The 19578-nt window shown below is 72.4% G+C and carries 17 protein-coding genes; 4 read left to right on the top strand and 13 right to left on the bottom strand.

Annotated elements, in window-relative coordinates:
* Positions 1 to 124: 124 nt before the first annotated feature.
* Both ABC304_RS18125 and ABC304_RS18120 read left to right on the top strand, forming a co-directional pair.
* Complete coding sequence (locus ABC304_RS18125; protein ID WP_412933099.1) at positions 125 to 547, top strand: organic hydroperoxide resistance protein; 423 nt, start codon at positions 125 to 127, stop codon at positions 545 to 547.
* 215 nt (positions 548 to 762) lie between these two features.
* Positions 763 to 2064: a serine hydrolase domain-containing protein gene (locus ABC304_RS18120; protein ID WP_412933097.1), complete on the top strand. Its 1302-nt coding sequence runs from the start codon at positions 763 to 765 to the stop codon at positions 2062 to 2064.
* Positions 2065 to 2178: 114 nt separating this feature from the next.
* Here the strand turns inward: ABC304_RS18120 and ABC304_RS18115 are convergent, their stop codons facing one another.
* The 3 genes from ABC304_RS18115 to ABC304_RS18105 form a co-directional block, all read right to left on the bottom strand.
* Positions 2179 to 2796 (bottom strand): response regulator, encoded by a 618-nt coding sequence (locus tag ABC304_RS18115; RefSeq protein ID WP_412933096.1) that lies wholly within the window; start codon positions 2794 to 2796, stop codon positions 2179 to 2181.
* Complete coding sequence (locus tag ABC304_RS18110) at positions 2793 to 3977, bottom strand: sensor histidine kinase (protein ID WP_412933094.1); 1185 nt, start codon at positions 3975 to 3977, stop codon at positions 2793 to 2795. Before ABC304_RS18110 ends, ABC304_RS18115 begins: the two co-directional genes overlap by 4 nt.
* Before the next feature lie 269 nt (positions 3978 to 4246).
* Positions 4247 to 4843: a hypothetical protein gene (locus ABC304_RS18105; RefSeq protein WP_412933092.1), complete on the bottom strand. Its 597-nt coding sequence runs from the start codon at positions 4841 to 4843 to the stop codon at positions 4247 to 4249.
* A gap of 202 nt (positions 4844 to 5045) precedes the next feature.
* On the opposite strand from ABC304_RS18105, the gene ABC304_RS18100 reads away from it, so the two are divergent.
* Complete coding sequence (locus ABC304_RS18100) at positions 5046 to 5906, top strand: hypothetical protein (RefSeq protein ID WP_412933091.1); 861 nt, start codon at positions 5046 to 5048, stop codon at positions 5904 to 5906.
* Positions 5907 to 6202: 296 nt separating this feature from the next.
* Here the strand turns inward: ABC304_RS18100 and ABC304_RS18095 are convergent, their stop codons facing one another.
* From ABC304_RS18095 to ABC304_RS18050, 10 genes are all read right to left on the bottom strand, one after another.
* Complete coding sequence (locus tag ABC304_RS18095) at positions 6203 to 7528, bottom strand: serine hydrolase domain-containing protein (protein ID WP_412933090.1); 1326 nt, start codon at positions 7526 to 7528, stop codon at positions 6203 to 6205.
* Between the two features lie 161 nt (positions 7529 to 7689).
* Positions 7690 to 8955, bottom strand: a complete 1266-nt coding sequence (locus ABC304_RS18090; protein WP_412933088.1) for a 2-hydroxyacyl-CoA dehydratase — start codon at positions 8953 to 8955, stop codon at positions 7690 to 7692.
* Entirely contained in the window at positions 8952 to 10004 is a 1053-nt protein-coding gene (locus tag ABC304_RS18085) for a 2-hydroxyacyl-CoA dehydratase family protein (protein ID WP_412933086.1), read from the bottom strand. Before ABC304_RS18085 ends, ABC304_RS18090 begins: the two co-directional genes overlap by 4 nt.
* Positions 10001 to 11236 carry a CaiB/BaiF CoA transferase family protein gene (locus ABC304_RS18080; RefSeq protein WP_412933084.1) on the bottom strand — a complete coding sequence of 412 codons (1236 nt, stop codon included), beginning with the start codon at positions 11234 to 11236 and terminating at the stop codon, positions 10001 to 10003. The genes ABC304_RS18085 and ABC304_RS18080 overlap by 4 nt, the downstream gene beginning before the upstream one ends.
* On the bottom strand, positions 11233 to 11805 hold the full coding sequence (locus tag ABC304_RS18075) for a MarR family winged helix-turn-helix transcriptional regulator (protein WP_412933082.1): 573 nt from the start codon (positions 11803 to 11805) through the stop codon (positions 11233 to 11235). The genes ABC304_RS18080 and ABC304_RS18075 overlap by 4 nt, the downstream gene beginning before the upstream one ends.
* Positions 11802 to 12674 carry an alpha/beta fold hydrolase gene (locus ABC304_RS18070; protein ID WP_412933081.1) on the bottom strand — a complete coding sequence of 291 codons (873 nt, stop codon included), beginning with the start codon at positions 12672 to 12674 and terminating at the stop codon, positions 11802 to 11804. The genes ABC304_RS18075 and ABC304_RS18070 overlap by 4 nt, the downstream gene beginning before the upstream one ends.
* A complete protein-coding gene (locus ABC304_RS18065) occupies positions 12674 to 13492 on the bottom strand; it encodes an ABC transporter ATP-binding protein (RefSeq protein ID WP_412933079.1) in 819 nt (272 codons plus the stop codon). The genes ABC304_RS18070 and ABC304_RS18065 overlap by 1 nt, the downstream gene beginning before the upstream one ends.
* Entirely contained in the window at positions 13489 to 15462 is a 1974-nt protein-coding gene (locus ABC304_RS18060; RefSeq protein WP_412933078.1) for a dipeptide/oligopeptide/nickel ABC transporter permease/ATP-binding protein, read from the bottom strand. Before ABC304_RS18060 ends, ABC304_RS18065 begins: the two co-directional genes overlap by 4 nt.
* Positions 15459 to 16403 (bottom strand): ABC transporter permease, encoded by a 945-nt coding sequence (locus ABC304_RS18055; protein ID WP_127097041.1) that lies wholly within the window; start codon positions 16401 to 16403, stop codon positions 15459 to 15461. The genes ABC304_RS18060 and ABC304_RS18055 overlap by 4 nt, the downstream gene beginning before the upstream one ends.
* Before the next feature lie 31 nt (positions 16404 to 16434).
* Positions 16435 to 18006, bottom strand: coding sequence for an ABC transporter substrate-binding protein (locus ABC304_RS18050; RefSeq protein WP_412933075.1), 1572 nt, complete (start codon positions 18004 to 18006; stop codon positions 16435 to 16437).
* Between the two features lie 104 nt (positions 18007 to 18110).
* On the opposite strand from ABC304_RS18050, the gene ABC304_RS18045 reads away from it, so the two are divergent.
* Positions 18111 to 19577 (top strand): alpha/beta hydrolase domain-containing protein, encoded by a 1467-nt coding sequence (locus tag ABC304_RS18045; protein WP_412933073.1) that lies wholly within the window; start codon positions 18111 to 18113, stop codon positions 19575 to 19577.
* Position 19578: the final 1 nt, after the last annotated feature.

Raw genomic sequence — 19578 nt, 5'->3', positions numbered from 1 at the left:
TCTTCTCCTGCACCGGACTCGACCTCGACTCCGCCCACAACCTCATCTCCGCCTTGCACACCCTCACCGAGGGCCTGCGCACGACCCCTGAGGCGACCGCCTCCTGACCCGGAAGGACATCCACATGGAAGCCATCTACACCGCAGAAGCACTCGCCACCGGCGGAGGCCGCGACGGCCACGTCGCCACCAAGGACGGCATCATCAACACGGACGTCCGCGTCCCCACCGAGATGGGCGGCCCCGGCGGCGCGCCGAACCCCGAGGCCTTCTTCGCCGCCGGCTACGCGGCCTGCTTCCACGGTGCGCTGCAGGCCGTCGCCCGCGCGCAGAAGGTCAAGATCGAGGACACGAGCGTCGGCTCGCGCGTGCACATCGGCGACAACGGCGAGGGCGGCTTCAAGCTGGCCGTCGAGCTCGAGGTCGTCATCCCCGGACTCGCCCACGACGAGGCCCAGGCCCTCGCGGACGCCGCGCACCAGGTGTGCCCGTACTCCAACGCCACCCGCGGCAACATCGACGTGACGGTCACCGTCTCCGACGACTGATCCGCCTCCTGTTCGACGAAGGCCCCTGCTCCGGCGGGGGCCTTCGTCGTGCCTACGGTGGCGACGGGCGCGGGGGCGTCGAGGTGCGTGCCGACATCGCCGATCGCGGCGGTGTAGCCGATCGCGCCGGTCCGCCATGCGGGACCCAGGTCTATGGCACGAGCGGATGCCGCGGGTCAGGCTGTACACGACACCTGATGACACCTGGGGGGACCATGAGGAACAGGCGCGCGGCGGTCGTCGCTCTGATGATCGGCTCGCTGCTGCTGGCCGGGTGCGCGGCGGGCGGGGGGAGCCCGTCGCCCACCGGCTCGGCGGCACCGACCGGCTCGGAGACGCCGGCGGCGGCCTCCGAGTGCGTCGGCGATCCGGACGCCGTCATCGCCCGCACCGCCGACCTGCCGAGCACGCCGATGCCGGAGGCCGCGGCATCCGCCATCGACGCGGCCGCGCAGCAAGGACTGAAGGATGCCGCGGCGCCCGGCGTGATCGTGGGCGTGCAGTCTCCGGACGGGCTCTTCCTCAAGGCCTACGGCGTGGCCGACCCGGCGACCGGTGAGGCCATGACGACCGACATGCACCATCGCGTCGGCTCGATCAGCAAGACCTTCACCGGCACGCTGCTGCTGCAGCTCATCGATGAGGGCGAGGCGAGCCTCGACGACCCCGTGTCGGACTATCTCGACGGGGTGCCGAACGGCGACCAGGTGACACTGCGCATGCTGCTGAACATGACCAGCGGACTGTCGAGCTACACGAAGGACGAGGCCTTCCAGAAGTCGCTGTTCGACGACCCGGTGCGGGTCTGGTCGCCGGACGAGCTCGAAGCCATCGGCCTCGCGCTGCCGCCGGCGTTCGCACCCGGCACCGACTTCGACTACTCGAACACGAACACGGTGCTGATCGGCAAGGTCATCGAGAAGATCACCGGGGAGTCGTACGACGACGTGATCCGGCAGCGGATCATCGAGCCGCTCGGGCTGTCGAACACCGTTTGGCCGGGTACGACCGCCGACTTCCCGTCGCCGCACGCACAGGGCTTCACGCTGCAGGGCAACGACGCCACCCCCGACTCGCCCACCAATGCGACGGAGTGGAACCCCTCGTGGGGATGGACCGCCGGCGAGCTGATCTCCACCGCGGGCGACCTGCTGACCTACGCCCGTCACCAGGCGACCGGATCCGGGCTCCTCTCGCCCGAGGTGCAGCGCGAGCGGCTGTCCGGCTTCTCGGACTACTCCGGATACGGCCTGGCCCTCACCTGCGCGGGTGGGTGGATCGGCCACACCGGCGAGCTGCCGGGGTTCAACACGATCATGTTCTACGACACGACGACCGACACCACGCTCATCGCCCTGACCAACAGCGACATCCCGTCGGGCGACTGCCCGGTCGGTGCCACGCTGACCGACAACCCGGCGTCGGACCAGCCGTGCAGCTCCCCCGCGCTGCGGGTGGCGACGGCCATCTCGACGGCGCTCGGCCACACCTATGACCGGCCCGGCGCGCCGCGCTAGCCGCTGCCTCACGCCGCGGCATCCGCTGCCCTGCTCACCTGACGCCTGTTGCGGGAAGCGGGCGGTCAATTCCGCAGGAAGCGTCAACTCAGGACGAGCGGATGCCGCGGCGACTCAGTCGGCGGCGGGCAGGTGGTCGCGGGCCCAGATGGCGGCGCTCGTGCGGTCGACGACGTCGATCTGGCGGAAGACGCTGCCGAGGTGGGCCTTGACCGTGCGCTCGGCGATGCCGAGCTCGGTCGCGATCTGCTTGTTCGCGTAGCCCCGGGCGACCAGCCGCAGCACCTCGCGTTCGCGCGGGCTGAGACCGTCCTCCGCGGGGGCCGTCGGGAGCAGCGCGCCCGCGACGCGCGGGTCGAAGGGGACGTTGCCAGCGGCGACGGCGCGCACCGCGGCGCGCAGGTCGGCCGGCTCGGCGTCCTTCAGCTGATACCCGGTCGCGCCCGCCTCGATGGCCTGCCGCACGCGCGCCCGGTCGGAGAACGACGTGAGCACCAGCACGCGCGTCGACGGAACCCGCCCGCGCACGCCCCGCGTCGCCTGGATGCCGTCCATCACGGGCATCGAGAGGTCCATCACGACGACGTCGGGTTCGAGCTCGACGGCGAGGGCGATCGCCTCGGCGCCGTGGGCGGCCGACCCGATCACCTCGATGTCGCCGTCGCCGGCGAGCACGGCGGACAGTCCCTCGCGCACCATGGCGTGGTCGTCGGCGACGAGCACCCGGATCATGTCCCGCCCCCCTCGCGGTAAGACGCGCCCGCCGGGATGCGCAGACGCCAGGCGGCGCCGCTGCCCGGAGCGGCGGCCACCGACAGCTCTGCGCCCGCCTCGGTCGCCAGGTCGATGAGAACCCGGGTGCCGAGGTGGCCCTCCGCCGGCCGCGAGGCGACCTGCGCGACGTCGAACCCGGGTCCGTCGTCGGAGACCTCCAGCCGCACGTCGCCGCCGGCGGCACCGCGCAGATCGACGCGGGCGCGACACGGCGCGGCATGCGCGGCCACGTTGCGCAGCACCTCCTGGGCGATGCGGTGCACGAGCCGCTCCTCTTCGGCCGTCAGCGGCCGCAGGTCGGGCGCGATGGTGACCCGCACGTCCACGCCGCGCGTGCGCGTGGTGGCCGCAAGGTCGTCGAGCGCCTGCGGGAGGCCGGCCGCCGCGAGTCCGGCCGGGTAGATGTCGACCAGCAGCGAGCGGAGCACGCGGATGTTGCCCCGGACGGATGCTGCGACCCCGCGCAGCTGCGCAGCGGTGCCCTCGTCGCCGCGGCGGACCGCCTCACCCGCCGCGCTCTCGGCGGCGAAGGTGGTCGCGATCAGCTCTTGAACAGGACCGTCGTGGAGCGATCCGGCGATGCGCCGGCGCTCCGCGTCCGAGGCGTCGACGGCGTGCTCGAGGAGGGCGGTGCGCCGCCTCTCCTCCGTGCGCAGCCCCCGGAGCAGACGCCACACGATCGGCGCGGTCAGCACGACCAGCAGCAGGAGGCTGCTCGTGGTGACGCCGGCGAACCCGCGCCAGAGCCCCTCGGCGCGGGCGGCGACCGGCTCGTACGGGAAGTAGACCTCGAACAGGAGCTGCCGGCCGTCGGGCGTCCACACCGGGCGGTACACCTCGAGCAGGCGCCCGCCCGTCTCGAACTCGTTCTCGGCTTCGTCGAGGTCGCTGATGTCGGCGCGCGTCTGCGGATCTGACAGCGCCTCGCGCTGGGCTTCGTCGAGCGGGAACGTACGGCCGATGAGCTGGGGCTCGTCGGCGTAGAGCACCTCGCCCTCGGGGCTCCAGATCTTCACCCGCGTGACCTCGTCGCCGAGGACCCTGCTGCGCACGAGCGCGTCCAACGCCTCCGCGGCCGCAGGATCTCCGTCGGCGAGCGCGTCGGTCACCGCCGGCTGCACCACGGCTTCGGCGAGCACGTCCGCGATGGTGGCGGCGTCGTTGACGGCCTCGCGTTCGGCGAGCCACTGCGCGGCGAATGCGCCGAGCAGCCCGACCGCGATGAGGACGGCCGCGAGGCCCGCCGCCAGGCGCAGGGCGACGGTGCGCGCGGTCGGCGTCCGACGCGACGCGGCCTCGCGTGACGGGGCCTCGACGAGGCGCGTCCAGGGAACGGCGGATGGGGGCGCGGCTGTGCCCCCGGTCGACGACGTGTCGATCGGGGGCGCATCAGGTGCGGAATCGATGCTCAGTGGTCGCCTCCGGAACCGTCGTTGTCGGATCCGCCGTCGTCCGACCCGTGACCGCCGGAGCCCGAGCGGTCGTCCGACCCGCCGTGGCCGGAATCGCCCGAGCCCGAGCCCGAGCCGCCATGGCCGCTCGAACCGGAGTCGTCGGAACCGGAGTCCGAACCCGCGTCGCCCGACCCGGAGTCGCCCGAGCCGGAGTCCGAGCCGGAGCCGGAGTCACCTGAGCCGGAGCCGTCGGAGACGGACCCGCCATGGTCGTCCGACCCCGCGTCGTCTGAGCCGGACGAGCCCGACGAGCCTGCGGAGCCGGAGTCCAGACCGCCCAAGTCGTCGCCGCCGTCCGCGCGCCGGTCGTCGCCCGGCTCGGTGCGCTGGTCGCGCGGCACGTCGCCGCCGTGGTCGTCGGTCGCCCCGGACGGCGACGGCGACGCTGTCGGCGTCGCGGACGAGACCGGCACCGCGGTCTGCACCTGACCCGACGCCGGCACCCGCACCGGCACGGACTGGGCGAAGGAGGTGTTGCCCCAGAGCCCGATGACCGCGGGCGCCGCCACCAGCACCAGTGCCGCACCGCCCACCAGCAGTCGATTCCTCATGGTTCTCCCTCTCCGATATTGTGGCCGGTCGCCACGGGTGATCGGACGTCTCGTCCGCATCGTGCATCCCAGCCTCGCGGGGAGGCGCAGCATCCGCCATTGCACCTTGGTCGTAGTACCAACGTCCGATTGTCCGCGCCCACCGGCGACGGGGAGGGTGAGTGCTGCTCCCCCCACCGATCCTGTGAGAAAGAAGAAGAGCATGAGAAGCATTCCCCTGGCACGTCGCGGCGTCCTCGCCGCGGCCGCCGTCTTCGCCGCAGCCGCCGTCGTGCTGGCCGGCGCCGGCGCCGCGGAGGCCAAGACGACCTCCGCGGGCGGCGACTACGCCGTGACCGTCAACGGCACCACCTACAACCCCGCAGCCGGCAAGGACGTCAAGCTCCAGGACGTGGCGGTCTCGGGCCTGATCACGGTGTCGGGTCGCAACAACTCCTTCACCATCGACTCCCGCACGCTCGGCGTGTACGACTACACGCTCACCGGAGCGCCCGACACGCAGCGCATGGTCACCTCGCCGACCGTGATCTTCGCCTCGAAGGTGCCGACCCTTTCCGCCGCACAGCGCGCGGGAGTGCGCCTGAGCAGGCTCGAGATCAAGGACGACGCGCTCGTCGCGATCCTCACCACCAACGCCGGCAAGCTCAAGGTCCAGGCGAAGGACGGCGCGCAGGGCGGCATCTTCCAGATGGAGCCGGAGTTCGCCGGTCCCGTCGAACTCGTGCACACCCTCGCGCCCGGCATCTTCTACTTCGTGAACCAGTACACCGGGAAGATCAACTTCGGCAACGGAGTGGATGCTGTCGCCACCGGTGCGAACGCCCACCAGATGCTGCTCGGCAAGGACAGCCCCCAGGTCGCCACGAAGACCTCCCAGACGGCGACCGTCACCACCTGGACCGTGCAGCCCGGCGGACGCCTGGGCGGCGTGCTCGGCGAGGACGCCGTGGAGCTGTCGGCCGGCGCGACGAACTGCACGAGCCAGTGCCAGGCCCAGAACCGCGTCAAGGGCTCGCTTCCGGTTCCTCCCGACCCGACCAACCCGACCCCCATCGGCGGCTGATCGCGGCGACGCAGGACGAGGACCCCGGGACGCCGTCCCGGGGTCCTTCGCGTCCGTGACAGCGTGCCGGCCGGCTTCACCTGACGCTTGCCGCGGCTACGGCGCGGCGGATTCCGCAGCGTGCGTCAGGTGAGGCGAAAGAATGCCGCACCCGGCGGCCGCGGCATCCGGCCCCGAGGCTTCACCTGACGCATCCTGCGGCTACCGCCCGGCGGATCCCGCAGCACGCGTTAGGTGAGCGCCGACCACCGCAACGTGCGAGCCGCCCGCCGACCGCGGGAAACGCGCGACCCGGCTCAGGACCGCGGCGGGGGCGCGTAGGTCTGACCGAGCAGCCCCGACAGGGCCACGAAGATGCGGACGGCCGGCGCCTCGCAGACCTCGTCGCCCGGGTCGTCCTGCAGGGTCGGCGAGTTCTCGCAGCCGCCGGAGGCGATGTCGCTGTTGGCCTGCACCACGACCGTGGTGTCGGTCGCGGTGTCGTAGAACATCGTCGAGTTGTAGCCCGAGAGCTCGCCGCCGTGCCCGACCCAGCCCTGGCCGCAGCCCATCGCCAGTCCGTAGCCGCCGGCGCCCGGGGCAGGCGGGCTCTGTGACGGGTCGAGAAAGCTCTCGAGACGGATCCTCTGCATGTCGTCGTCGAGGATGCCGGCGCCGGTGCCGAGGGCGCGGCCCATGGTGAGCATGTCGTCGGTGGTCGAGATGACCTCGCCCGCCGTCCAGGCCCACGAGGGGTTCCAGTCGGTCGAATCCGTCGGGTTGTCGGGAGTCGCAGCATCCCCGTTGAGGGTGAATCCCCGGGCGAACGGCTCCGGGATCGCGTTCGAGTCCCCCGGCCACGACGTCGAGGTCAGCTTCAGCGGCTCGAGGATGCGCTCGTTCAGCTCATCGGCGAACGGGCGGCCGGTGACCTTCTCGATCGTCTCGCCGAGGATGATCGTGCTGCCGTTGGAGTACAGGAAGCGCTCACCCGGATCGGCCGCCGGCGAGACCTCGACGGTGGCCGCGACGAGCTCATCCGGCGTGTAGACCGCCGAGGGATCGGCGAAGTACTTCGTGATGAAGTCCTCGTTCGCCGTGTAGGTGTTGACGCCGCTCGTCATGTCGGCCAGCTGCGCCAGGGTGATCCTGTCGCCGTTCGGGATGCCGCTGACGTACTGGTCGACGGCGTCGTCGAGCGACAGCTTCCCCTCCTGCGCCAGCTGCAGCAGGATCGTGCCGGTGAACATCTTGGTGAGCGAGGCGATGCGCGTGTGCATCCCGACCGCCATCGCGTTGCCGGCCTTCGGGTCCGCCAGCCCGTAGGCCTTCGTCCACCGACCCTCCGGCGTCTGCACCCCGACGATGGCGCCCGGCGACGCGCCGAGGTCGAAGGCCTGCTGCGCCGCGGCGTCCAGGGTCGCCACGAGGTCGGCCGGCAGCTCGCCCGTCGGAGCGGCGGTCTTCCCCGCGGCGATGGCGGCGTCGGGATCGGCGACGCACGTCGACGCGGCGACGGGAGCGGACGTGGATGCTGCGGGTGACGCCGTCGGCCCGCTCGGGCTCGGCGCGGTGCATCCCGATAAGAGGAAGGCGCCCACCACGAGGAGAGCGGCACCGGCGAGCGGCGTGCGAGCGTGCATGGGGTCTCCTCGGGCGTCGGGGCGCGCGGTCAACCCGACCCCGCACCCCCAGCATCCGTCCCCGGCGCGACGCCGACCATAGACCCAGGTCTCGTCAGCCGGGTCAGCGCCGCCCGGTCAGCGCCGCCGTGTCAGTGCCTCGCGCGGTCAGCGCCGCCGGGTCAGCGCCGCGCGCGGGCCGCCTCGACGCTGGATGCGAGCCAGTCCGCGACCTGCGAGCGGACGGATGCCGCGTCGTAGGCCGAATCGTCGGCGTTGTCGGCGCGCAGCACGAACACCGGGATGCCGGCCTCCTCGAGCGCCCGGGTGATCGCCCACCCGCCGCGGGGGTCGTCGGAGACGAGGTGCACGACGCCGTCGACACCGTGCTGCCGCGCCTGATCGACGTACCACTCGGTGGCCTCGGGTGCGACGTAGAGCCGCTCGGGGAAGCCGATGAACCGCGAGGCGAGCGCGCGGAGCGGATCGCCGCCGTACCGCGCGTAGCCGTCGGCCGCGATCGACAGGTACATCGACCACACGAAGACCGCGCCGTACTGCTCCTCGAAGTGGCGGTAGAAGTCCATGTCGAACCACAGTCCGCGGCCGATCCACATCAGTCGCGCGCGCTCGTCGGCCACGACGCCGCGGCCATCCTCGACCCGCTCGGCGATCTCGTCGTGCAGCGCCTTCGCGGCGTCCCTGCCCCACTCCGTGCCGCGGTGCCACTGCGGCAGCATCACGGCCGGGATCGTGTCGGTGACCCGCACCGGCAGCGGCCGCGCGGCGGCGATGAGGTCGCGGGTGCGGCGGTTCCATTCGGCCTGCTCGTTGCCGAGGCGCATGATCTCGCGCAGCGCCGTCTCGTCGTACGGCCGGCCGCTGATCCGCTCGAGCACGGGGATGAGCTCCCGCAGCTCGGCGACCATGAGGTCGATGCGGCGGCTGCCGACCACGTGCTCCCACTGGTCCGCGACGGTGCGCCACCACTCCTCGACCGGCGCCGTCTGCACGGCGCTCTCGAAGGCGAACAGCTCGACGCCCACGACGTCGCGCCAGGCTTCGAACAGCTTGCCGGTGACATCGCCCGTGCGGTCGGTCGCGACCAGCGCCGGCCGCGGCAGGACGCCCCACCCGGCGACGTCGTCCCCGTCGCCGTTCAGCACGTTCCCGAGGCCGATCGTGTTGTACGGCTCGGAGTCGCGCGGCAGGCCCGCGCGGGCCACGGCGTCCAGGCCCGACTGGGCGGCGCCCCGGGAGGCGGCCACCGACGACCACCACTGGTTCACGATGTAGGGCACATCGAAGGCGCGGAACAGCTCGTGCGGCACGTCGGCGTTCACCAGCGCGACGGGGCGCCCGGCCTCCGCCTCGGCGCGCAGCTGCGCGAACCACTCCCGCTGATGCCGGAGCGCCTCCCGCGCGGTGCGGAGTCGGTCGTCGGTCATCGCAGCATCCCGATCTGCTCGAGTCCGTCGCGGAGGACGGAAAGATCGATGTCGCCGGCGGCCTGCTCGTGCACGACCACCACGGGCAGTGCGGTCGCCGCGCGCAGGGTGCCGACCTCCCACATGGCGGCGTCATCGCGGCGCCGCGCGTAGGAGACGATCGCGGCGGCGCCGGCACGCTCGGCGCGGACGGCCAGGGCGGCGGCCCGCTCCGGCGCGGAGCCGCGGTGCGCGCTCTGCCCGTCGCGCCAGCCGCGCTCGGCGATGCCGTCGATCGACGGCTCGCGCACGTCGAGCTCGAGGCCGAGCGCACCGCCCGCGCAGTCGTCGGCGACGACCCGCACGCCGAGCTGCTCGATGCGCTCGACGACCGCCGGCCCCCACTGCGAGCTTCCGGTCAGGGCGATGCGCGGCAGGTCGGACGGAGACGAACGACGGGTGGATGCCACGGCCTCCCGCAGCGCGACGAGCGCCGCCTCGGGTGCCAGCTCGTCGGCTCGGGCGCGCAGCGCCGCGAACTCCGCGCCGCTGACCACCGGGCGCAGGTCGGCCAGCAGCCACAGCATCCGCCGCACCTGTCCGCGCGCACGTGCGGCGTCCGCGACGTCGCCCGCCGACGGGCGCCGTCCGGTCCAGTCGCCGAGCGCCTCCTGCAGCCGGGCGACCTCGGCGGCGGTGTAGGCGAGGGACGCCGCCCGCGGCAGGTGGAGCACGTCGGCGAGGTGGATCGGCGGAAGACCGCGGCCGTGCTCTCGCCGCGCGAGCTCGCGCAGGGCGTAGTAGAGGCGCTGCGTGGCATCCGCGTCACTGCACAGCACGATCGCGGCGAGACCCGACGGGTCGGCGAGCACGTGCGCGAGGGTGGCCGTGGCATCCGGGTCGATGCCCGTGCCGAGGATCTCCTCCGCCTCGGCGAAGGCCTCCGCGAAGACGGGCCCGGCAGCGCCCCGCGGCAGCGCGTCGAGCCGTCGCACCCGGGCGTCGACCGCGTCGAACACCTCGATCGGCACGTCCCGCCCGACGACGCCGATCACGGCCGCGCCGCTCATACGACGCGTGCGTCGGCGAGGCCGGCGATCCGCTCGGCGGAGTAGCCGAGCAGCTCCTCGAGCACGTCCTGCGTGTCGGCGCCGAGCGCGTGCGCGGGCCGGTCGAGACCCACTTCGCTGCGGCTGAAGGTGATCGGCACGCCGGTGCCCCAGAGCTCGGTGTCGACGTGGAAGTCGGGATGCTGGATGCGGACCACCTCGCGTCGCGACTGCACACGCGGGTCGCGGACGGCGTCGGCGAGGGCACGGACGGGCGCGCACGGCACGCCGTTCGACTCGAAGGCGGTGACGGCCTCGTCGACGGTGCGGTGCGCGGCCCAGTCGGCCATCCGCTCGTGCAGCTCGTCGGAGTTGCTCACGCGGGCGTCGCGCACGGCGAAGCGCGGATCGTCGAGGAGCTCGGGGGCGTCGATGGTGCGGAACACCCCCGCGGCGAACGCGTCGGTGGGCCCGCACACGGCGAACCAGCCGTCGGAGGCGCGGAAGGTGCCGAACGGCGCCAGCCGGGGGACGTAGTCGCCGGTGCGCGTGGGGTAGCCCATCGACTCGAAGGCGTCGAACGGCTCGCAGGCGACGAGCGACGTCATCGCGCCGAGCATCGACACGTCGACGTGCTGGCCCTCCCCGCTGCGATCGACCTCCATGAGGGCGGCCAGCGTGCCGATGACGGCGAAGAGCGGGGCCGACAGGTCGGCGATGGGCAGGCCGAAGCGCACCGGGCTGTCGCCGGGCTCTCCCGCGGTCATCATGATGCCGCTCAGGGCCTGGACGATGGTGTCCATGGCCTTGCCGCCGTCGCCCGCGTCGGAGCCGAAGCCCGTGATCGAGGTGTAGACCAGGCGGGGGTTGGCCGCGCGCACGGCCTCGTAGTCGATGCCGAGCCGGCGGGTGACACCGGCGCTGTAGTTCTCGACGAGCACGTCGGCGTGGGCGATGAGGTCCATCAGGACCGCGCGGCCCTCGTCGGTCTTCAGGTCGAGCGAGATGCTCTCCTTGTTGCGGCCGCGCAGCAGCATCGACACCGACATGTCGTCGGCGGCGGTCTTGACCGGCGACAGGCCGTCGCGCGTCGCATAGGGCGAGTTGGTGCGGGAGCTGTCGCCGCCGCGGTGGGGGTTCTCGACCTTGATCACCCGGCTGCCGAGGCCGCCGAGCATGAGGGTGGCGTAGGGGCCCGCGAGGGCGGTGGTGAGGTCCAGGACGAGACGTCCGTCGAGGGGGGCGCCGGTCATGAGGGCTTCTTTCTGTCGGCGTGGGGAAGAGGACGGATGTCGGGGGTGCGGGCGAGCGTGCCGCGCAGCGGCCGGCGGGCGGCGGCCGCCTCGGCGGCCTCCACGTCGCCGAACCAGCCGCCCTGGAGGGTCTCGGCGAGGGTGGCCAGGATGGCGGGCACCCGCTCGCGGTCGGCTTCGCTCAGGTCCGACATCGCACGGGCCTGCATCACGCGCAGTTCGCCTCGCGCGGCATCCAGCACCTCCCAGCCCGCGTCCGTGAGGCGGGCGAGCTTGATGCGGCCGTCGGTGGGATGCTCGACGGTCTCGACGAGGCCGCCCGCGACCAGCGTGGAGACCACCTGGTGGCTCGACTGGGGCGTCACGAACGCGCGACGGGCGAGCTGCGCCGAGGACAGCAGCACGCCCTCCGCCAGGACGAGCAGCACGTTGAACTCCGCCAGGCTCACTCCGTGCCGCCACGAGATGTCGTCGGCGGCGCGGTTCATCGACCGGGAGAGACGGTTGAGCGTGTAGTACAGCTCGTCGGTGGCGAGGCTGGTGGCGCGAGGGGGCAGCTGCTCGTTCATGGAGCGAAGGTATCCGAGACGATGCCGTCGGCGGGATGGGCCGAGCCCTCGATCTCGGACAGGAAGACGGCGACCTCCCTCGCCAGGCGTGCCGGGCTCTCGCCCGCCATCATGTGGCCCTCGTCCTCCCAGAGGACGGCCTTGGCTCCGCGCACGTTGACGGCGGCGCGCAGCGTCGCCTCCGGGCTGATGACGCCGTCGCGCAGAGCGCCGAGGATCAGCACCGGCACCCTGATCGAGCGGAAGATCTCGGCGAGCTCCTCGTCGGTGCGCGCCTCGGGGAACGGCTTGCCCTGGTTGATGCGCGCCTCCTCCTCCGACTGACCGGCGAAATTCTCGATCATGCGCCGGAACATGTGCTCGCGGCCGGCCTCGCGACGCGGCTCGTCGGTCCACCCCGCGAGCTTCCCGAACTGCGCGCGGATCACGTCCGGGTCCTTGCGGCCGGCGATGACCGCCGCGCGACCGGCCGAGCTGGCGGTGCCGCCCGCACGGTCGTGCGGGGCCCCGACGACGGAGATGAGGGCGGCGAGGCGCTCGGGATGCCGGCGGGCGAGGTGCCATCCGATGCCGGCGCCGTGCGAGACGCCCGTGTAGACGAACCGGTCGATCCCGAGCGCGTCGGCGACGCGGCAGACGTCGTCGGCCCACGTGTCGAGCCAGCCGTCGGGCGGGGTCTCGGCGAGGTGGGTCGAACGTCCCCATCCGCGGGCCTGAATCTGGATGACGCGGCGACCCAGCGGATCGCGCGACAGGATCTCGGGGTAGCCGCCGGGCTCGAACGACGAGGCGCTGGCCAGGATCGGCATCCCCTCTCCGGAGAACTCGTCGTACCAGAGCGACACATCGTCGACGGGCATGTGGGGCATCAGCGGGTCTCTTCCTGAGCGAGCGGGGTGGAGCGGCGGGACGCGTGCCCGGCCTGGGGCACGGAGTCCAGCAGCGCGCGCGTGTAGTCCTCGCGCGGGGCGGCGAACAGCTGCTCGGTCGGACCGGATTCGATGATCCGGCCGCCGCGCAGCACGACGACCTCGTCGGAGATCTGGCGCACGATCGCGAGGTCGTGCGAGATGAACAGCAGGCTGAGCGCCAGTTCGCGCTGCAGACGCGTCAGCAGGTTCATCACGTCCGCCTGCACGGAGAGGTCGAGGGCGCTGACCGGCTCGTCGCAGACGATGAACTCGGGGTCGGTCATGAGCGCGCGGGCGATCGCGATGCGCTGGCGCTGACCGCCGGAGAACTGTGCGGGATACCGCACCAGCGCGCCCTCGTCGAGTCCGACCGTCGCGACCAGCTCGCGGGCACGGGATGCCGCGGCATCCGCCGTCATGCCATGGAACCGTGCGGGCTCCATGAGGCTGTAGCCGATCGTGCGCAGCGGGTCGAGCGAGCTGTAGGGGTCCTGGAAGATGACCTGGCGCACCTTGCCGAGCTCGCGCCGACGCTTCGCGGAGACGTCGTGGACCGGCTGGCCGAGGAAGCGGATCTCGCCCGCGGCGACCGGCACGAGGCCGAGCACGGCCATGCCGATCGTGGTCTTGCCGGAGCCCGACTCGCCCACGAGGCCGAGCGTGCGCCCGCGGCGCACCTCGAAGCCGACGCCCTCGACGGCCGTCGAGCGCTTGCGGCCGGAGCCGTACTCGACGCGGATGTCGCGCACCTCCAGCACGGGGGTGGTGTCGCTCATGCGCGGACCTCCTCGTCGACGAGAGCGCCGATGCGGATGCAGCGGCTCACCCGCTCTGCACCGGCCTCGCGCAGGGCGATGGGGCCGGAGGAGCACTCGGGGGTGGCCAGCGGACAGCGCGCGGCGAAGCGGCAGCCGTCGGGCCAGGATCCGGGCGGCGGCACGACTCCGCCGATGGTGGGGAGGATGTCGCCGCGGCGCGCGCCGTGCGGGTCGGAGGCGAGGAGCCCGCGCGTGTACGGATGCCGCGGGGCGCCCAGCAGGGCGTCGACACTCGCCTCCTCCACCAGCTGCCCGGCGTACATGACCAGCGTGCGATCGCACGTCTCGGCGACGACGCCCCAGTCGTGGGTGACGAGGATGATCGACATGCCCGTCTCGTCGCGCAGGCTCGACAGCAGGGAGAGGATCTCGGCCTGCACGGTCACGTCGAGCGCGGTGGTGGGCTCATCGGCGATCAGCAGCCGCGGGCGGCCGGCGAGCGCCTTCGCGATCACGACGCGCTGGGCCATGCCGCCGGAGATCTGGTGCGGGTAGCTGCGGAACACGCGCTCGGGGTCGGGCAGGCGCATCGAGGCGAGCAGCTCGATCGCCCGGCGGCGGGCGTCGGCGCGCGACGTCTTGTCGTGACGACGCACGACCTCGACGATCTGGAAGCCGACGGTGAACGAGGGGTCGAGGGCGACGAGCGGCTCCTGGGAGATGTAGGCGATGCCGCTGCCGCGGACGGCCTTCATCGCGGCGGCGTCGCCGGAGATGGTGCGCCCCTCGAACGAGACGGTGCCGCCTGTCACCCGGCCGCCGCGGCCGAGGAGGCCGATGGTCGCCAGCGCCGTGACGGTCTTGCCGCTGCCGGACTCGCCGACGATGCCGAGGATCTCACCGCGGCCGACGTCGAAGGTGACGCCGTCGACGACGGTGAGCGGCTCACGGCCCGCGCCGAAGGCGACGGTGAGGTCGTCGACCGCCAGCAGCGGGTCGGCGGTGTGTCGACGTGCCTCGACCGCGTCGGCGGGCCGGGCGGCGTCGCGGGGCGCGCGGACGGAGCGCGTCGGCGCGCCGCGCTGCTGCACCTGCTCGGCGGTCACGTCGCGCAGGGCGTCGCCGAGGAGGCCGAGCGCGAGGGTCGCGATGACGATGACGCCGCCGGTGGGCACGAACATCCAGGGGAAGGACTGGATCGCCGAGGCCGCCTCGGCGACCATCCCGCCCCAGGTGGGCGCGGGCGGCGGCGGCCCGAAGGCCAGGAACGACAGACCGGTCTGGATGCCCAGCGTGGCTGCGGCGAACAGCGACGCCTGCACGAGGATGGTGCCGCGCGCCTGCGGCAGCACGTGCCGGAAGAGGATGAGCGAGGTCGGCAGGCCGGTCACCACGGCGGCCTGCACGAACGGCTCCTGTCGCTGCGCCAGCACGGCGCTGCGGAACACGCGGGTGAACGCGGCGGAGGCGAGCACGCCGATCGTGATCATGGCGGCGAGCATGCTGTTGTTGAAGATCGCCAGCGACGCGAGCGTGATGAGGATGGCCGGGATCGACATCACGATGTCGATGACCGACAGCACCGCACGGTCGAACGCGCCGCGGATGTAGGCGGCGAGGATGCCGACGGGCACGGAGATGACGAGCATCACCAGCAGCGCCTCCGCGACGCCCAGGAGCGAGTCGCGGCCGCCGTACATGATGCGGGTCAGGAGGTCGCGCCCGAGGAGGTCGGTGCCGAGCCAGTGCAGCGCCGACGGACCCTGGCGGGCGACGGACGGGTCCTGGGCCAGCGGATCCCACGGCGATAGCAGCGGGGCGAACATCGCCGCGAGCACCAGGAGGAGCACCACGACGAGCGAGGCGACGCCGAGAGGCTTGCGCAGCAGCGCGCGGGTCAGGGAGGCCGACGGCGGCCGGCCGGTGGAGACCGGGCGCGTGACCGGGGCCGGCTCGCCGGCCAGGACGGGGAGGGTGGGCGACGTCATCGGCTCTGGCGCACTTTCGGGTTCAGGGAGGCGTAGGCGAGGTCGACGGCGAGGTTGATGACGATGACGATCGCGGTGAAGGCGACGCCCACGCCGAGGATGACCGGCAGGTCGTGCCGGGTCGCCGCCGAGGTGACGAGGCTGCCGAGGCCCGGCAGGACGAAGACGTTCTCGATGAAGACCGCGCCGCTGAGCGCGCCGACGGCCATGAGCCCGATGAGCGTGGTGGTGGGGATGGAGGCGTTGCGCAGCACGTGCAGCAGCACGATGCGCGTCTCCGAGACGCCGGTCGAGCGCAGCACCCGCACGTAGTCGCGCTCCAGCTCGCGGCGGGCCGAGTCGCGCATCTGCTTCGCGATGACCGTCACCCCGCCGAGCGAGAGCGCCGCAACCGGCAGCACCAGCGAGTTGAGCCACGGGCCCGTCCCCGCGGCCGGGGGCACGTACCCGGTCGCGGGGAACAGACGGAGTCCGACGGCGAAGATCGCCACCAGCACGATCGCGATCCAGAAGCTCGGGAGCGCGAAGCCCACCAGCGACAGGGCGTCGATCGTGCGGCCGATCCAGCCTTCGCGCAGTGCGCTGGCCAGGCCGATCACGATGCCGAGGATCGCGATGGCGACGGTCGAGCCGATCATGAGCGCGAAGGTGACGCCCATGCGGCCGCCGACGAGCTTCGTGACCGGTTCGCCGCTGTAGATCGACTTGCCGAGGTCGCCGCGCAGCACGCCGAGCACCCAGTTGCCGTACTGCTGCCACAGGGGCTGGTTCAGGCCGAGCTGCTCGCGCAGGTAGTCGACCGACTGCGGGGTGGCGTTCTCGCCGAGGATCGTCTGGGCCGCATCTCCGGGGACCAGCGACATCAGCACGAAGATCGTCAGCGTCGAGACGAAGATCAGCACGATCGACATCAGCACGCGGCGGATCACCAGCAGCGTCATCTCATCTCCCTTCGGTGCGGCCCGGACGTCATCAGGATGCCGGGGACCAGGCCAGGTCGGCGGAGGGCGCGACCGGGATCGGGTTCGGGTTCAGCGTGGAGACGCGCACGTTCTGCACGTCCGGCGAGATGTAGTACACGTTGTTCGTCGCGATCAGCGGCAGGAACCACGCCAGCTCGTTGGACCGCTCGGTGACGGCCTGCTCCGCAGCATCCTTGTCGTCTCCGGTCGCCAGGATCGCGGCCTGCGTGAGCTCCGCCAGCTCGGGATCGGTGACGCCGAAGGCGTTCGTGAAGCCGGGGCCGGTGAAGGTCTGCGAGTAGTCCGACGCGACGTCGCCGACGATCGGCCAGATGATGGCGGGGTACTGCTTGCTGCCGGCCTTGCCGATGAAGTCGGGGATGGCGCTGGCGACGTCGAGCGTGACGTTCACGCCGATCTCGCCCAGGTGGGCGATCGCGGTCTGCGTGATGAGCGACTGGTTGTCCAGCGGCGTCTCGGACAGGAGCGTCATGGAGAAGCCGTCGGGGTAGCCCGACTCGGCCATCAGCTTCTTGGCCGCGTCGAGGTCGTAGTCGAACCCGGCGGCGGCGACGTGGCCGATCTCCTGGTCGGTCGTCAGCTGGGAGAGCGCGGTGGCGAACTCGTCGCCGCCGCGGGCCGAGACGATGGCGTCGCGGTCGATCGCGTAGCCCATCGCCTGGCGCACCTTCTCGTCGCCCAGCGCGGGCACGATGGTCCCGTCGCGGTCGAGCACGATGAGGCCGTAGTTGAAGTACGGCGCGGACAGCAGGTTCAGACCCGCCGCCGTGGCGGCCTCCGCCGTGTCGGCCCCGCCGCCGGCGAACTGCACCTGGCCGGTCGTGGCCGCGGAGATGACCGCGTTGGGGTCGCCGATCACCTGGATGGAGATCTGGTCGTACTTCTGCGCGTCGGTGTTCCAGTAGCCGTCCCAGCGGTCGTAGACGTAGCTGGATTCGGCGACGGACGTGTCGGGGTTGTAGCGGTACTGACCGGTGCCGTCCATCGTCGTCAGGAGCGACTCGGGGTTCTTCACGCCCTCGGGCCCGATGATGAGGCCGAGCTGGTTCAGCTGCGTGAGCTTGGACGGCCCGGCGGGATACGGGGTGGAGTAGGTGACGAGCACGGTGTCGTCGTCCTCCGCGGTGATCGTGTCGATCGGCCCGACGGTGGGGACCTGACCGCCGCCGGCGCCCATGAAGTAGTTCATCGAGTCGGCCACGGCCTGCGCGTCGAGCTCGGCGCCGTCCTGGAAGGTCACGCCGTCGCGGATGGTGAGCTCGAGCTGGGTGTTGTCGGCGTCGCGGAACGACCAATCGGTCGCCAGACTGGGCACGAGGTCGCCGTCACCGCTCAAGTAGATGAGCGGGTCGTAGGCGAGCGCCGTGTAGACGACGCTGCCGCCGCCGCCGGCGAGTGCGGGGTTGAGGCTGATGGGGATGCCGGTGAACTGGAGGGCGAGTTTGTCGCCGCGGCCTCCCTCAGAGGTGGCGGCATCGGTCGAGGCGGCACAGCCGGACATCGTCAGCGCGGTGACCGCGGCGATGGCGAGCAGCGCCGCAGCAGGGCGTCGGTGTGACATTCGTTGCTCCTTTGCAAGGGTCAGGGGTCACTCGTCGACACCCTCGATCCGGAAACTTATCAAGTAGACTGATGATTCACAACCCTTCCCGGAAGGCTTCGCCGATGAAACCCTCTGCCTGGTCCGTCACGTCCCTCGACGGTGCGCGAGCGCCGTTCGGCACCGCTCTCGCGTCATCCGGCGCCGATGTCCCCGCCCTCTCCGACCTCACCGTCGATCTCGACGGCGCCCGCTACGTCGAGGAGGAGTTCCTGCTGTCCGGCGCGGCGGGCACGTGGGAGACGGGCGACCCGGGCGCTCCGCGGCGGCGGGAGAGCGGCATCCCGTATCGCACCCGCGTGCTGGTGCGACGGCCTTCGTCGCTCCGCGATGCCACCGGGGTGACGCACGTCGAGCCGCTGCATCCGCATCGCGACGCGGGTCTCACGTGGGACGCGCTCGCGCCGCACCTCATCCGCCGTGGTGACGCGTGGGTCGGGGTGACGGTGTTCCCCGACGTCGCGCGGCTGATGCGCGACCAGCTCGACCCCGACCGTTACGGGCGGCTGCTCGTGCCGGGGCTCGGCACGGAGTGGGACGTACTGTCCGACGCGCTCGCCGCCGTCCGCGAGAACGCGCTCGGCGCGCTCGAGACCCGGCGCATCGTGCTCTCGGGCTGGTCGGCGACCGGCAGCGTCTGCCGGGTCTTCGCGCAGGAGGGCTTCGCGACCGCCCGCGGCGGACTCGTCGACGGCGTCGCGATCGTCATCTCGTCGGGCGGGGCCGGGCCCGCCGGGTATCCGCCCCTGACCCCGGATGCCGCGACGGTCGACCTCGCGGACCCCCGGCGGACGGTGCGCGACGTGGGTGTGCCGGTCTTCGAGATCCTCAGCGAGACCGAGTCCGAGACGCATCGCGCGCAGCTGCGCGACGACTCCGACGACCCGGCCGACACCTACCGGCTCTACCAGCTGGCCGGCGCCGCCCACATCGAGGACTGGCCCGGCCGCCACGCCACCAACGCACGCACGCTCGCCGCGGCCGGCCACGCCGACACGGGCGTGCCGATGCGGGAGGCGCTCACCGATGCCCGCTCGGACCTCGTGGTGCGCGCCCTCTTCGACCGGCTCGTCGACGCGATCGACGGTCGTCCCGCACCTCGCGCTGCCCGTTTCTCCTACGAGACGGGCGACGTGCCGGAGGAGCGGATGCTGCGGCGCGACGCCGATGGAAACGTGCTCGGCGGCATCCGCACCCCGTGGATCGAGGCCGCCCTCGCGGCATACGCCCCGCACGGCACGCCCGCCGCGAAGGGGTCGGGACCCGACTGGACGCCGATGGCGGACGCCGGATTCGCGGCGCGCCTCACGGGGACCATGACGCCGCTCGCCCCGGCCGAGGTGCGTCGGCGGTTCCCATCGGCCGAGGCCTACCGCGAGGCGTTCACCGCGGCGACGGATGCGCTGCTGGCCGAACGGATGCTGCTCGCTGACGACGCGGGCGAGCTGATCGAGTCGGCGCCGGGGCGATGGGAGACGGCGGCGGATGAGTCCGACGCGTCCCTGGTTCCGTCACCGGAAGCGGGCGTGTGAC

Origin of the sequence: Microbacterium jepli, from assembly GCF_047237905.1 — a bacterium.
Taxonomy (GTDB): Bacteria; Actinomycetota; Actinomycetes; order Actinomycetales; family Microbacteriaceae; genus Microbacterium.
Note: the sequence above shows the minus strand (reverse complement) of the source record. Positions and strands in the feature narration are given on the sequence as shown.

Coding starts and splice junctions, on each gene's coding strand:
- ABC304_RS18125 (WP_412933099.1), top strand. CDS start 125: ATGGAAGCCATCTACACCGCAGAAGCACTCGCCACCGGCGGAGGCCGC.
- ABC304_RS18120 (WP_412933097.1), top strand. CDS start 763: ATGAGGAACAGGCGCGCGGCGGTCGTCGCTCTGATGATCGGCTCGCTG.
- ABC304_RS18115 (WP_412933096.1), bottom strand. CDS start 2,796: ATGATCCGGGTGCTCGTCGCCGACGACCACGCCATGGTGCGCGAGGGA.
- ABC304_RS18105 (WP_412933092.1), bottom strand. CDS start 4,843: ATGAGGAATCGACTGCTGGTGGGCGGTGCGGCACTGGTGCTGGTGGCG.
- ABC304_RS18100 (WP_412933091.1), top strand. CDS start 5,046: ATGAGAAGCATTCCCCTGGCACGTCGCGGCGTCCTCGCCGCGGCCGCC.
- ABC304_RS18095 (WP_412933090.1), bottom strand. CDS start 7,528: ATGCACGCTCGCACGCCGCTCGCCGGTGCCGCTCTCCTCGTGGTGGGC.
- ABC304_RS18090 (WP_412933088.1), bottom strand. CDS start 8,955: ATGACCGACGACCGACTCCGCACCGCGCGGGAGGCGCTCCGGCATCAG.
- ABC304_RS18085 (WP_412933086.1), bottom strand. CDS start 10,004: ATGAGCGGCGCGGCCGTGATCGGCGTCGTCGGGCGGGACGTGCCGATC.
- ABC304_RS18080 (WP_412933084.1), bottom strand. CDS start 11,236: ATGACCGGCGCCCCCCTCGACGGACGTCTCGTCCTGGACCTCACCACC.
- ABC304_RS18075 (WP_412933082.1), bottom strand. CDS start 11,805: ATGAACGAGCAGCTGCCCCCTCGCGCCACCAGCCTCGCCACCGACGAG.
- ABC304_RS18070 (WP_412933081.1), bottom strand. CDS start 12,674: ATGCCCCACATGCCCGTCGACGATGTGTCGCTCTGGTACGACGAGTTC.
- ABC304_RS18065 (WP_412933079.1), bottom strand. CDS start 13,492: ATGAGCGACACCACCCCCGTGCTGGAGGTGCGCGACATCCGCGTCGAG.
- ABC304_RS18060 (WP_412933078.1), bottom strand. CDS start 15,462: ATGACGTCGCCCACCCTCCCCGTCCTGGCCGGCGAGCCGGCCCCGGTC.
- ABC304_RS18055 (WP_127097041.1), bottom strand. CDS start 16,403: ATGACGCTGCTGGTGATCCGCCGCGTGCTGATGTCGATCGTGCTGATC.
- ABC304_RS18050 (WP_412933075.1), bottom strand. CDS start 18,006: ATGTCACACCGACGCCCTGCTGCGGCGCTGCTCGCCATCGCCGCGGTC.
- ABC304_RS18045 (WP_412933073.1), top strand. CDS start 18,111: ATGAAACCCTCTGCCTGGTCCGTCACGTCCCTCGACGGTGCGCGAGCG.